Source organism: Paragemmobacter amnigenus (genome assembly GCF_009908265.2).
GTDB classification, from domain to species: Bacteria; Pseudomonadota; Alphaproteobacteria; order Rhodobacterales; family Rhodobacteraceae; genus Paragemmobacter; species Paragemmobacter amnigenus.
This window is the reverse complement of record NZ_JAAATX020000001.1, coordinates 394,169-406,781: the sequence shown is the minus strand read 5'-3', so window position 1 is coordinate 406,781 and position 12,613 is coordinate 394,169. Positions and strand designations below refer to the sequence as shown.

Below are 12,613 nucleotides of genomic sequence, written 5' to 3'. Positions count from 1 at the left end.
GCGAGCCACCAGGCCGCTGTAGCTCAGCTGGTAGAGCACGTCATTCGTAATGATGGGGTCGGGGGTTCGAGTCCCTTCAGCGGCACCACTTCCCACGCAAAACCGGTTTAAATGGTTTGCGAAGCCCCTTTAAAGAAAGGGTCTTCGACGGAAAGTTCTGCAGTATCTCTCTGCCTGCCGCGGCAGATCATGACAAGGGTCTCCGCCCTTGCCCTCGGAACTGGCATCGTGCCGTGCCTCTGGGGTCTGGCGACGACCCCGACCGACAGGGCTCATCGCGTCCAGGGGGCGAATCCTTCTGTCCTCATCTTGCGACGGTCCTTCCGGTTTCTTCCGGCTGTCCTCCTCCTGTCGATGGGACCAACATGGCCGTCTCGGACGTGCCGGCATTGACGTCAGACAATGCGCGGCAGGTCTCTTCGCGGCGTTGAGCGGCCGTCATGAAATCCGTGGGCCCTCAGCCCGTCGCAGGAAGCCGTGGGCTCATTTCGACCCGAGCGCCCGCCTCGATGGCATTGTCAGGATGCAGAATGACGATGGCACCATCGTCAATTCCTGAAACGACCTCGGCCTGACTGTCCGTGCGCTCACCCAGCTTGACCTTCCGCAGGACCGCATGGCCGTCGATGACCTCGAATGTGGCCCAGTCCGCTCCGTCGCGGAACAGCGCCGCGACCGGAAGGATCCGGACGTCCTTTCCGTGCCAGACGGTGATGCGGACGGTGACGCGGAAGCCATGGCCCAATCCGGGCGGGGGGGCATCCTGCAGGGACAGGCGCACCCCGACGCGCTGTTCCTCGATCCCGAGCGCCGAGACCTTTGTCCTGGCGCCCGGTTCGACCCGTTCTACCCTGGCCGTGAAATCGGGACCGCCCCAGCCGGTGACGGTGGCGTCGGCGCCTTCCGCGATGTTGACCGCCTCACGCGACAGCACATCCGCCACGATCTGCAGATCGGACAGGTCGCCGATCTCGAGGATCGGGGTTCCGGCCTGCACGACCTGCGCATCCTCGGAAACCACACGCAGGATGCGGCCGCCGGTCGGCACCGTGACGTCGACACAACAGGGCGGCGCAGCACCGGTCATGCCCCCGTCCAGAACCGCCAGGGCGCTGTCCCTTTCGCGTTCGCGCACGGACAGGTTGGCGCGGGCGCTTGCCACTGCGGCGGCGGCGGTGCGTTCGGCAAGGATCGCATCGTCCAGCATCCGCGCCGAAAGTGCCGCGCGCGCGAACAGGGCACGGGACCGCTCCGCTTCTGTCCGGGCATAGTCCAGCGCGGCTTCGGCTTGCTCCACCTGACTTCGGGCAAGGGTGACGGCCGCCGCCGCGGCAGCCGCACCCGCCTGCGCCACGGCGCGCGCGCGGGCATCCAGAAGGGCAGGGGCCACCGGACCGATCCGCGCCACGCTGTCGCCTTCCTGCACCCTGTCCCCCGGATGCAGGGCAATGCGTTGCAGCAGTCCCGTGATCGGGGCCGATACGACCACCACCTCGCGGATGCGCGCCTCGCCCTCGGCCTCGATCCACACGGTCAGGGGGCCGCGCGTGACGGGCGCGGTTTCGACGACGGGCACGTCGGGCAGGAAGGCCCAGACCAGCAGTCCGAGGGTGGCAGCAGCGATGGCAACGGGCACGAGACGGCGCATGGTCATTCCCTCGTCTTCAGGACGGCGATCAGGTCGAGCCGGTCGACACGGCCCCGTATGGCAAGCGCGGACAGGATGGCGGCGGCCAGCACGATCAGGCTTGCGGTGGCATAGACCTCGCGCCCCATGACGAAGGGAACGCGGTAGAGATCGGAAGAAAAGGCCGCGACCATCGCCAGCCCGATGCCATGTCCGATCAGCCAGCCCAGCGGCTGGGCGAGAAGCACCACGATGGCAAGTTCCAGAAGGATCACCCCCGCGACCTCGTGGCGGGTGAAGCCCAGAACGCGCAGGCTTGCCAGTTCGCGCCCCTGTTCGGACAGCGCGATGCGCGAAAAGTTGTAGACCACGCCCATGGCGATGATGGTGGCAAGCGTCACGTAGACGGTGATCATCAGGGTGATGTTCTCGGCCAGTGTGGCGCGGAACCGGGACACCGTCAGATCGGTGACGTTCAGGAATCCCGTTTTCGGGGCCGAGGCTGCCGCGGCGAAGAAGGCCGGGGTCGCGTCGGGGTCAAGCAGAAGGTTCGCCCCCGAGATGCGCGGACCTTCCCCCGCCGCACGACCAAGGGCCGCAAGGTCCATGCTCGCGCCCAGCCCCATGAACCCCACCGAAATGCCGCTGACCGGCAGGTCGACGACCGTCCTCTTCCCCTCGAGGAAGCGCACCTGCACGACGTCCCCCCTGCGCAGGGCCATTGCATCGGCCAGGGCCTCGCTCAGGATCAGGCCGTCGGCGGGCATGGGCATGGGCCGCAGGTCCGGGGCAAGCACGCGGGACAGGCGCGCGTCGGCGCTGCGCCCTTCGACGGCGACACGTTTCGACCTTGTGCCATGGACCAGCTTTGCCGGGATCACCCGGAAGGGTTCCGCCGCCATGACGCCGGGCATGTGGCGGACTTCGGACAGGGCGCGCAAAGGTTCTGGCGCGGTGAAGATCATCTTCACGTCCTGCCGTTCGGCCAACCCGAAGGTGACATGGATCATGTGATCGATCGAGCCGAAGGACCAGAGCGAGGCGACGAGGATCGCAACCGCCATGGCCATGCCCAGCACGCTTGAGGCCGTCCGGACCGGCCAGTGCCAGAGGTGGCGCACCACCATGCGCCCTGTCTGCCGCAGCGGGATCGCCTGCAGGATGCCGTGGCCTGACTGCCTGTAATCCGCCGGGACGGGCGGTGCCATGGCGATGGCGGGCGGCAGGGCCAGAACCGCGCGCAGCGATTGCAGCGCCCCGGCCACGGCTGCCAGCGCGGTGACCAGGGCGGCCAGCCCATAGACGCGCGGATCGGTGCCGAAGACCAGAAACGGAAAGGAAAAGAACCGCGCATAGAGTTCCGCCAGCCCTGCGCCCAGCCATGCGCCGGCGGCGAAACCGGCAAGGATACCGGCGGCGGCGATCAGAAGGACGAACTCCAGATAGTGCCGCGCGATCTGGACCGGGCTATAGCCCAGGGCCTTCAGAAGGCCGATCTGTTCGCGTTCCAGCGTGATCAGGCGGGACAGAGTCATGTGCACCAGCATCGCCGCCACCAGCAGGAAGATGGGGGGAAGGATCTTCACCATGGCGCCAAGCTGCCGCAACTCCGCATCCAGAAAGGCGTGGGATATCTGGTCGCCGCGTCCGGTCGCCCCGCCGCCGCCATAGGGCGCGGTCAGCCGGTCAAGGGCGGTCGCGACACCCGCCCCGGACACGCCGGGTGCAAGGCCCAGCACGACGTTCGAAAAGGCGCCCTTCAGGTCGAAGGCCTGCTCCAGCGCCGGACGCGGCAGCCAGACCACGCCAAAGCGGCGCGGATCGGGCATAATCTCGCCGGGGCCGAGCGCATAGATGAACTCCGGCGACAGGGCGATGCCCGTGACCGACAGCGCCCGCCGCTTGCCGTTCATCACGACGACAAGCCGCGCCCCCTGTTGCAGGCCATGCGCCAGGGCGAAGTCCTGCGATATGACGGCCTCGTCGGCGGCAGTGGCGTCAGGCAGGCGACCTGCGCGCAGATGCAGCGCGTTCAGCCCCTCTTCCCCCGGCAGCGAGACGAGCAGGACTGACGCCGGTTCTGCCAATCCCGGTATCTCGGGTCTGCCGAGTTTCACGATGCGGGCCTCGACCCGGATCACCCCTTCGATGCGGCGCATATCCTCGACCAGCGACAGGGGCGCGCGGACGACATCGCTGAAAAGGTCGGCAAAGCGGTAATCGGTGTAATACCGGTCCCGCGTTTCCGACAGCGCCCGATGGGCCCCGTTGCCGAGGATCAGGGTCGCCACACCCGCCGCCAGCACCAGCGCGATGGCCAGAGCCTGCGCCCAAAGCCGCCGCAAGTCGCGCATCGCCTTGCGGCGGAGGGGCGGGATCACCATGACAGGTCACCCGGGCGCTTGCGGGTGGCGTTGGCGATCTCGTCCACGATGTGCCCGTCGGCAAAGCGCAGCGTGCGGTCGGCGATCTGCTGGATGGTGGCGTTATGCGTGATGATCAGGGTCGTGGCCCCGGTCGTCCTGTTCGCCTCGACCAGCGCGTCGAGCACGAGAACCCCCGTCGCACTGTCCAGCGCCCCGGTCGGTTCGTCGCAGAACAGAAGATCGGGCCGCTTGGCGATGGCCCGGGCTATGGCGACACGCTGCTGCTCGCCACCCGAAAGCTGCGCGGGGAAATGCCCGTGCCGGCCCGACAACCCGACGATGTCCAGCGCCTCTTCCGGGCGCATCGGCCTTGCCGCGATCTCCGTGACGAGCGCCACGTTCTCCAGCGCCGTCAGGCTTGGCACAAGGTTGTAGAACTGGAAGACGAAGCCCACATGGTCGCGCCGGTATCGGGTCAGGGCCTTTTCGCCGAAACGGGTGATGTCCTGACCGTCGAACAGGACCGAGCCGGAGCTGGCGCTGTCGATCCCCCCAAGGATGTTGAGGAATGTGGACTTTCCCGATCCCGACGGCCCGAGGACGACGACGAACTCTCCGCGCCGCGCCGCGAAATCGACGTCGCGCAGGGCGCGGACCTCGGTCGGGCCGTTCCGGTAGGTCTTGGTCAGACCCCGCGCCTCGATGATGGTGCCGCGCTCCGGCATGTCCCGATCCGTTCATGACGTGGCGGAAGGATATCCGGTCCTGTCGCTTTCACCTTGATCGAGCGCAACGCGTTCGGCGGATGCCCCGGTCCCTGCCGATCATCCGCAAACCGGCAGAAGCTGCATGACCATGAAATCGCATCCCTGCATGTCATGTACCGGATCGTCCGGCGCGCAGGTTTCGCCGGACAGGGGATAGCGGCCCGGTCCGGCGCAGGCGGAGAGGGCAAGTGACGCGAGGCAGAGAAGGAGTGTGGCGACACGCATGACGGGTTCCGCAGATCAGGAGCAATTCCAGACCATTCTGCGGCGCCTGCCGCTTTGCGCATTGTCGACGGTCATGGCACGGTCAGGGGAATGCGCTTGCGCACTATTGCCGCAGCGTCGGTTGGTCTGCCCTTGTGCCGCGCGCCGAAAAGCGGGGCAGGTTCACCGCGCGCGCGCCCCATTCCCAGCCCTGACGCTGAAGCGCATCCTTCAGCCTTGCATCCTGAAAGCGGGCCATGAGACGCAACCGCGTTGCATCCAGAATCTCCAGCCGCTCGGGCGTCACGATCCGGATGACGCCGCGATCCTCCAACTGGTGAAGATTGCGCGACAGGGTTTCGACGGTCATTTCCAGCAAGGAGGCAAGATCCCGGCGCGAGAGGAGGATGCGAACCGACAGGACACGGTCTGGGCCTGCTTCCGGCGTCTGGGTCGAGATCCAGTAGGCAATGCGCTGCAGGGAGTTCCGGCCGCGCATGGACAGTTGGGCGAAATGCAATTCCAGCTGTTGGCGCATGGCGATGCGCAGATGGGCGGCGTAGGAATCCGGATGGCGATCGAACGCCTCCTTCATCGGGGCCCTTTGCGTCAGGCACAGTGTCGCATCCGTGGCCGCGTCGAACGAGAAGGGCACGGACGCGCCGAACGGATCGCCCACCATTTCGCCCGGATGCAGGATCTGCAGGACATGGTCGTTTCCATGCTCGTCTATGGTGCAGATCTTCACCAGACCCGACAGGATGATGCCGACCCGCGCCGGCACCTGTCCACCCGGCAGGATCGTTTCGCCCTGACGGAACCGGCGATGGATGCTGGCCGCCACGATCTTGTCCCGCAGGCAGGGCGCGAACCATTGGCACGGGCCAGACAGCGCGGCGGGACAATCGGCACAGGAGGTTTGCGCGGTCGGACCGACCGGAAGGGACGGGGACATTCCAAGCTCCTGCTTTCCTGGTGACGGGACGCGATCGGTGGTGGAATACCTGCCCGGTCCTTTCCACCCTGGGCTGACCTTGCCATTGCGCGCCGCAGAAAGGCACGGACAGAATTGTTGAGATTTGTTAAGATGCCGCCGCGCGCCCGATTGCTCTTGCCCGGTTTCCGGAGGCGGGTGGTATGCCGAGTGAATTTGGAACGGACAGTCCGGGGGCTGATCTCCCGGAAGAGGCGCTTGCGCGGGCCCAGCGGCTTGAGACGGTGGGGCGGCTGGCCGGAATGGTCGCGCATGATTTCAACAACATCCTCAGCGTGATCCTCGGCAATCTGGAACTGGCGCTGCCCAAGGTCGCGAACGAATCCGTGCGGGCCATGCTCAACACCGCGATGGAGGCCACCCAGATGGGTGCCGGCTTCAACAGGCGTCTGCTGACCCTTGCGGGCGGACATGGCGGGCAGGCCGTGCGGTTCCATCTTGACGCCCATCTGGGGCAGACATGGGAAATCTACCGGCGCGTCCTGCGCGACGACATCCTGCTGGCGTTCGAGCCCGGCAGCGATGCCGCCCATATCCTCGCTGACCCTGCCGAGATCGACGCCGCCATCCTGAACCTTGTCGTCAACGCCCGCGACGTCCAGCTTGATGGGGGGCGTATTCTCATCTCGACCCGGCGTACCGGTCGCACGGAAGGCGGGACGGACACGCAGGAACCTCCGCAGGACAAGGTCGAGATCACGGTCGCGGACGAAGGCCCGGGCATGTCCGCCGATGTTGCGGCGCGGGCAGGCGAGCCCTTTTTCACGACCAAACCCAGCGGGATGGGCTCCGGTCTAGGCCTTGCCAGCGTCATGGCGACAGCAAAGCGCGCGGGTGGCAGCTTCCGGATCGAAACGGGACCGCAAGGGACAAGGGCGATCATCCTGCTTCCGATATGCGATGGCGTGGCGGTGGAGACCCTGCCGCAGGATGGCGAGGTTCCCTTGGGGGATGGCGAAAGCATCCTTGTCGTCGAGGACGATCCCCTCGTGCGCGAGGCCGCCATGCAGCGGCTCGAGGCGCTGGGATATGTCGTGTCCGAGGCGTCGAACACCGCGGCTGCCATGGCCCATATCGGTCGCGGGGAACCCGTCGATCTGGTATTCTCCGACATCATCCTGCCGGGTGGTCCGTCGGGACTGGAAATGTCTGCCATGCTGCGCAACCGGCATCCGGGTATTCCGGTGCTCCTCACCTCCGGTCATGCCTCCGGCGTCTATCGTGACGAGCACGAGGCATCGCAGACCCCGGAAATCCTCGCCAAACCCTACAGCCTGCGGGATCTTGCCTTTGCCGTCCGACGGTGCCTGTCCGCGCAGTCCTGACGGCGGCGCACCGCATCGGTGCGGCCAGCGACCCGTGCCCCCAAGTGCGGACGTGCCCTTCAGGCCACGGGATGGACCTCGGCCGTGAAGACATAGCCCACGCCGCGGACAGAACGGATCATCTTCGGGACGTCCGACATGTTCGCAAGCTTGCGGCGCAGATGCGCGACATGCACATCGATGGTCCGGTCCATCGGCGACCATTCGCGTCCGGTCAGCGCGATTGCGATGTCATCCCGGCTCAGGACGCGGTTGGGGTTCATCGCGAAGAGCTGGAGCAGCTTCTGCTCATGCCATGTCAGCCCGACCGATACCCCGTCCGGCCCGTCGACCACACCCCTGTTCGGGTCGAGCGTCGAATGGTCGAACCGGATCGGCTCTGACTGGAGCAGGGGCTGGCGATAGGTGCCCAGCAGCCGCCTGATCCGCAACACCACCTCGCGGATCAGGAAAGGCTTGGCGACATAGTCATCCGCCCCGTGTTCAAGTCCTGTCACGCGGTCGAAGGGTGCGCCGCGGCCTGTTATCATCAGGATCGGAACATTGCGGAAGGATCGCAATTCGCGCGCGATCGCCAGTCCGTCCTCGTGCTGCAAGGACAGATCCAGAGTTATCAGATCGACATCGTGCGTTCGGATGGTCTCAAGGAGTTCGGCACGGTTCGACGCCTCGTGGACGATCCAGCCTTCGTTCGAAAGCCCTTCACGCAGGACGTCGCGCACTCTGCTGTCGTCATCGACGACGAGGATTCGCGGAAGAGTCACCTTCTTCCTCCGACTGTTACGGGGAAGGCCCGCCTGAAAGCCTAGCATCGGGCCACTGCGCATTTAACCTGTCTTTCAAACTCGGATTTCCGGATGGTCACGACTTCGCCCGAGCCTTGAGCTTTGCTATCAAGGCGGGAACTTCGTCATCCGCCACCTGAGGGAATGACTCATAGGCTTCGCCCACGCTGCTTGCCGCATCGGCCGGATGGGGGCACAGGACCGGCGCAATGTCCGCCGGAAGGCCATGCAGGGCCGAGCCAAGGGCGACGGGCACCGCCACGCCGATCTGGGCCGCGCCCAGTTGACGGACCACGCGGATCGCCGCCAGTATGGTCGTTCCGGTCGCCATGCCGTCATCCACGATCAGGACCCGGCGCCTGTGCAGGTCGAGTTCCGCCGCACCGCCCAGCCATCTCTTGCGGCGTCGGCTGACCTCGGCCACGGCAGGCCCGCTCAGCCGGTTGACATCGTCGGGCGATAGCCTGTGAAAGCGCCGCACCGTTTCGTTGACGACCATCCGCTCCGGACCCGGTCCCGTGACCGCGGCGAGGGCGAGTTCCGCATTGCCCGGAACCCCGACCTTGCGCACGATCAGGATTTCCATGGGCGCGCCAAGGGCCTCGGCGATGCGGGCGGCAATCGGTATGCCGCCACGCGCCAGCCCCGCTATCACCCAGTCCCGATCCACGATCGCGGGCAGGAGGGAAACCAGAACCTTTGCCGCATCGGCGCGGTCGCGAAAATGCGCCATGGTTCCGTTAGGACTCCTTCACGGGGATGGTCTTTTCCAGGGCAAGCGCGGCGGGCGACTTGGGCAGGTGCAGCCTGAGCACGCCGCGCGTGAACCTTGCCTCGATCCGTGCGGGATCGGCATCCGGCGGGAGGGCGATCCTGCGCCGGAAACTGCCCCAGCGCCGTTCGCTGATATGGCGCTCCGGGCTGTCTTCTTCGTGCTCGTCCGACTTCTCGCCGCTGATGACCACTGCGCCGTCCTTCAGGCGGACATCGACATCTTCCGCCCCCATGCCCGGCAGTTCGATCGACAGATCGTACCCGTCGCCGGTTTCGGCCATGTCGAGCGCCGGAAACGGATCGATCCAGCCGCGAGGTTCGGAAAGGGACAGTCCCTCGGGCGGAAAACGTGTGAACAGATCGAACATGCGGTCGATCTCGTCCCTTAGGTTTCCCGTCCGCGGAATCCGGGCACGGTGGCCGTTTCCGAACAGCGAAAAACGGTCACGGCGGGTGGAAAGCGGGGTTTCGTTCGGTTCCGGCATCTCTGGCTCCCTTGGGTGATGCCGTCAGCCGGGGAAGGGGGATAATCGCGCCCGGCAGACGGCTTTGGGCAAAGGGCCATCGGAACAAGGGGACAGCACCCTTGGTCCTCGAACGCGACCCTGACCGCTTTGCCGTCTCCCATCCTCGGGTCTGTCGCGGGGCGCCGCATTGATGGCCGACAACGGTTTGCCGCGCCTCCCGCGCTTGTCGGTCGTCAATGAACCGGGGCCGCCGCGTGGCACTCTGGGCAGATCACCCCAACCGAAGATGGAGGCAGTGGACATGCCGGAAGACACGGTCAAACCCGACGAAGCCCATGCAAGACCGCTGCATGGCGATCCCGACATAACCGAGCTGCGCCGCGCCGCCCTGGTCTTTGCCCGCAAGCTGGGCGGATACGGGCTCGCACGGGCCGAGACCATCGGTGAAGAACTGGAGGCGGGATCGGAAACGCTGGTCCGCGAAGGGCGGCGCCTTGCGCATGACCTGCGCGAAAGGGTGGCAAAGCTTGAAACCCGCGCCGAACATTCTGTCCGCGACCATCCCCTGCAGGCCGTCGCCGCGCTTATGGGTGTGGTCGGCTTCGGGTTGATCCTCGGCCTGATCCTGCGGCGCCGGTAAGCGCCGCCATGGCCGGGCTGCGGGGATTTGCAGGATCGCTCGTTCTGGCGCTTGTCCTGATCATCGTCCTCCTCACGGCCTGGGCCTGCATGGTCGCGGGGGTCGTCTGGATGCTGGCGGCGGTGATCGGTCCGGGTCCGGCCCTGCTGTCGGTCGGCGGCGGGATGGGCGGGCTGGTGCTGCTGTCCGTTCTGGTCGCCCTCATTCTGCGCTGGCCGGTCGGCGCCCGCCCGCCCGCAAGGGCCCCTGCGGGTTTCCTTCGCGCTGTGATGACCGTCGCCATGATGCCGGGCGGCCCGCGTCTGCTGCTCGGGCTCTCCGCGGTCGTCTTCGCGATTCTGGCCGCGGTCGCCTTGCTGCTTGCGACGCGCCGCAGCGGCAAGGGGCCCGATGACCCGTCAAAGGCCCGTTGACGGCCGACAATGCCGCGGCTCCGGGCCGGTGGAATATGGGACGTGTCGAACCGGTAGGAGGATCAGGAATGTCTGCGGAAGAACACGGCGAAGGCGGCGACGGTCTGACGCGGCGCGGCTTCCTTCAGGTGTCGGGACTGGCCGGTGCCATTACGGGACTGTCGGTCAGCGCAGCCCGTGCCGAAGGTCAGATCGGGTATTTCGCGACGGACCTGCCGGACGACAGGCTGAAGGCGATGCTGCGGACGATCCTGCGCATCCGCTGGCACGAACGGACGATGGCAGACCGAATGCTGGGCGATCCGCAATACCGGGCCTACAACCATTTCTATGCCGGGCAAGAGGCGGTGGCGACCGGCGTCTGCGCCGCCCTGCGAAACGACGGCCCCTTCGACAGGATCGACCTCGTCTATTCGACGCACCGGCCTTCGGGCCATGCGCTGGCCAAGGGCGTGGACATGAAGCTGATGCAGGCCGAGATGGATTTCCGCGCGACGGGCCTGAACGGCGGTTACGCGGCCGAGATGCACATCGCGGATCCTGCCGTCGGCTTCATGGGTGCGGATGGCATGATCGGGCCGGGCCATGTGATCGCCACCGGATCGGCCTTCGCCTTCCGCGCGCGCGGGTCGGATCAGGTGGCCGTGGTCTTCGGCGGTGACGGAACCTATGCCACGCCGCATTTCCACTCGGCCCTGAACAATGCGCGTCTGCTGGACCTGCCCTTCATCTATGTGCTGGAGAACAACCTTTACCACCAATACGCCCATTACAGCTATTCCAGCCCCCATACCGACATCGCGGATGCAGCGCGCGCCTATGGCATCCCTGCGCGTGTGGTGGACGGGCAGGACGTCTTTGCCGTCTACAATGCCGCGAAGGAAGCCGTGGATCGCGCCCGCGCGGGCGGCGGCCCCTCCTTCATCGAGGCGAAGACCTATCGCTACTACAACCACTGGGGCGCCCCGGGGGCCGAGGTCGGCAAGCTGGGCGCATTTGGCTATGACCCCCTCGCCATCACCTCCTTCCGGCCCGAGCGCGAGGTCCGCGCCTGGATGCAGCGCGACCCCGTCGATATCGCGCGCCGGACGCTGATCGACTGGGGCGTGCTGGATGCCCCCGCCGCCGACGCGATCGAGGCCGAGGTCAAGGCCGAAGTGGCCGAAGCCTTTGCATGGGCCGCCGAACAGCCGCTCTGCATGCCCGAGGACGGGCTGAAGCATGTCTTTGCGGAAGGCGAGGTCCTTCCCCGCCAGATCGCATGAACACCGGGAGGACAGGATGACCGTCAAGACATGGATGTATTCCGTTCTGGAGGCCGTGCAGGCCGAGATGCGGGCCGATCCGGCCATGGTCTGGATCTTCGAACTGACCCCGCCCGTGGCGTCGAATGCCGGAATGCCGGTGATCAACCTTGAAACCGAATTCGGGCGCAGGCGTGTGGTCAACACGGGCATAGACGAGAACTGGATGGCCTCGGCCGTGCTGGGGGCGGGCCTCGCGGGATCGCGGGCGGCGACCTACATCCCCTATCAGGGGGCGGGAATGCCCTTCCAGGTGATCCAGAACCACGCGGGCAAGCTGCGCCACATGACGGGGGGCAAGGCGTCCATGCCGGTCGTGTTCGTGATGGAGATGACGGGTCAGACACCCGGCTTCGCGGGCCAGCATTCGGATTACGAGATCGACTCCACCTACATGCACATTCCGGGGGGGCGGACCGTGATCCCCTCGACCCCCTATGACGCGAAGGGGATGATGCATTCTGCGCTGCGAAGCCCCGATCCGGTGGTCTATCTCTATCCCGCCGGTCTGCGGATGCTGTCCGAAGAGGTGCCGGACGAACCCTTCGAGGTTCCGCTGGACAAGGCCGCCATCCGGCAGGAAGGCACCGACCTGACCCTCGTGGGATCGGGCGGCGGAATGCCTGATGTGCTGGAGGCGGCGGGACTGCTGACCGCCGAGGGGATGTCGGTCGAGGTCATCGACCTGCGGGTGCTGAAACAGATGGATACCGAAACGCTGGTGACCTCGGTCGCCAAGACGCGACGCCTGCTGGCGGTGGACCAGACCTATTACACGCTCGGCCCTGCCGCCGAAGTCGTGGCCCGCTGTGCCGAAAACGTGGATGGCGCGCGGTTCCGGCGGATCGCCTTTCCGGACGCGCCGCCGCCTGCCTCGCCCGAGATGTTCAGATGGATGCGGCCCGATGCGGCACGGATCGTCGCTGCGGCGAAGGCGATGGTGTAGG

At 66.4% G+C, this 12,613-nt stretch carries 13 protein-coding genes and 1 tRNA gene; 6 read left to right on the top strand and 8 right to left on the bottom strand.

What is annotated here, in order from left to right:
* Positions 1 to 12: 12 nt before the first annotated feature.
* Positions 13 to 88 (top strand) — tRNA-Thr (locus GU927_RS02080).
* Positions 89 to 457: 369 nt separating this feature from the next.
* Here GU927_RS02080 and GU927_RS02075 read toward each other — a convergent pair.
* The 5 genes from GU927_RS02075 to GU927_RS02055 all read right to left on the bottom strand — a co-directional run bounded on the left by GU927_RS02075 (position 458) and on the right by GU927_RS02055 (position 5,919).
* Positions 458 to 1,648, bottom strand: a complete 1,191-nt coding sequence (locus GU927_RS02075) for an efflux RND transporter periplasmic adaptor subunit (protein ID WP_161760663.1) — start codon at positions 1,646 to 1,648, stop codon at positions 458 to 460.
* A gap of 2 nt (positions 1,649 to 1,650) precedes the next feature.
* Entirely contained in the window at positions 1,651 to 4,011 is a 2,361-nt protein-coding gene (locus GU927_RS02070) for an ABC transporter permease (RefSeq protein WP_161760662.1), read from the bottom strand.
* Positions 4,005 to 4,718 (bottom strand): ABC transporter ATP-binding protein, encoded by a 714-nt coding sequence (locus tag GU927_RS02065; protein WP_161760661.1) that lies wholly within the window; start codon positions 4,716 to 4,718, stop codon positions 4,005 to 4,007. Before GU927_RS02065 ends, GU927_RS02070 begins: the two co-directional genes overlap by 7 nt.
* A gap of 99 nt (positions 4,719 to 4,817) precedes the next feature.
* Positions 4,818 to 4,985 carry a hypothetical protein gene (locus GU927_RS02060; RefSeq protein WP_217765502.1) on the bottom strand — a complete coding sequence of 56 codons (168 nt, stop codon included), beginning with the start codon at positions 4,983 to 4,985 and terminating at the stop codon, positions 4,818 to 4,820.
* Positions 4,986 to 5,088: 103 nt separating this feature from the next.
* Positions 5,089 to 5,919 carry a Crp/Fnr family transcriptional regulator gene (locus GU927_RS02055; protein WP_161760660.1) on the bottom strand — a complete coding sequence of 277 codons (831 nt, stop codon included), beginning with the start codon at positions 5,917 to 5,919 and terminating at the stop codon, positions 5,089 to 5,091.
* Between the two features lie 182 nt (positions 5,920 to 6,101).
* Here GU927_RS02055 and GU927_RS02050 point away from each other — a divergent pair, with 182 nt between their 5' ends.
* Positions 6,102 to 7,283 (top strand): response regulator, encoded by a 1,182-nt coding sequence (locus tag GU927_RS02050; RefSeq protein WP_161760659.1) that lies wholly within the window; start codon positions 6,102 to 6,104, stop codon positions 7,281 to 7,283.
* A 59-nt stretch (positions 7,284 to 7,342) separates the two neighbouring features.
* Here GU927_RS02050 and GU927_RS02045 read toward each other — a convergent pair whose 3' ends face one another.
* From GU927_RS02045 to GU927_RS02035, 3 genes are all read right to left on the bottom strand, one after another.
* Positions 7,343 to 8,047: a response regulator transcription factor gene (locus tag GU927_RS02045; RefSeq protein ID WP_161760658.1), complete on the bottom strand. Its 705-nt coding sequence runs from the start codon at positions 8,045 to 8,047 to the stop codon at positions 7,343 to 7,345.
* A 97-nt stretch (positions 8,048 to 8,144) separates the two neighbouring features.
* The gene (locus GU927_RS02040) at positions 8,145 to 8,801 is read right to left on the bottom strand and encodes a phosphoribosyltransferase (RefSeq protein ID WP_161760657.1); all 657 of its coding nucleotides are present in this window, start codon (positions 8,799 to 8,801) and stop codon (positions 8,145 to 8,147) included.
* A gap of 7 nt (positions 8,802 to 8,808) precedes the next feature.
* On the bottom strand, positions 8,809 to 9,210 hold the full coding sequence (locus GU927_RS02035) for an Hsp20/alpha crystallin family protein (RefSeq protein WP_161760656.1): 402 nt from the start codon (positions 9,208 to 9,210) through the stop codon (positions 8,809 to 8,811).
* Between the two features lie 400 nt (positions 9,211 to 9,610).
* On the opposite strand from GU927_RS02035, the gene GU927_RS02030 reads away from it, so the two are divergent.
* From GU927_RS02030 to GU927_RS02015, 4 genes are all read left to right on the top strand, one after another.
* On the top strand, positions 9,611 to 9,949 hold the full coding sequence (locus GU927_RS02030) for a hypothetical protein (protein ID WP_161760655.1): 339 nt from the start codon (positions 9,611 to 9,613) through the stop codon (positions 9,947 to 9,949).
* Between the two features lie 8 nt (positions 9,950 to 9,957).
* The gene (locus tag GU927_RS02025) at positions 9,958 to 10,362 is read left to right on the top strand and encodes a hypothetical protein (protein ID WP_161760654.1); all 405 of its coding nucleotides are present in this window, start codon (positions 9,958 to 9,960) and stop codon (positions 10,360 to 10,362) included.
* 68 nt (positions 10,363 to 10,430) lie between these two features.
* Positions 10,431 to 11,627, top strand: coding sequence for a thiamine pyrophosphate-dependent dehydrogenase E1 component subunit alpha (locus GU927_RS02020; protein ID WP_161760653.1), 1,197 nt, complete (start codon positions 10,431 to 10,433; stop codon positions 11,625 to 11,627).
* Between the two features lie 16 nt (positions 11,628 to 11,643).
* Complete coding sequence (locus GU927_RS02015) at positions 11,644 to 12,612, top strand: alpha-ketoacid dehydrogenase subunit beta (protein WP_161760652.1); 969 nt, start codon at positions 11,644 to 11,646, stop codon at positions 12,610 to 12,612.
* Position 12,613 lies beyond the last annotated feature (1 nt).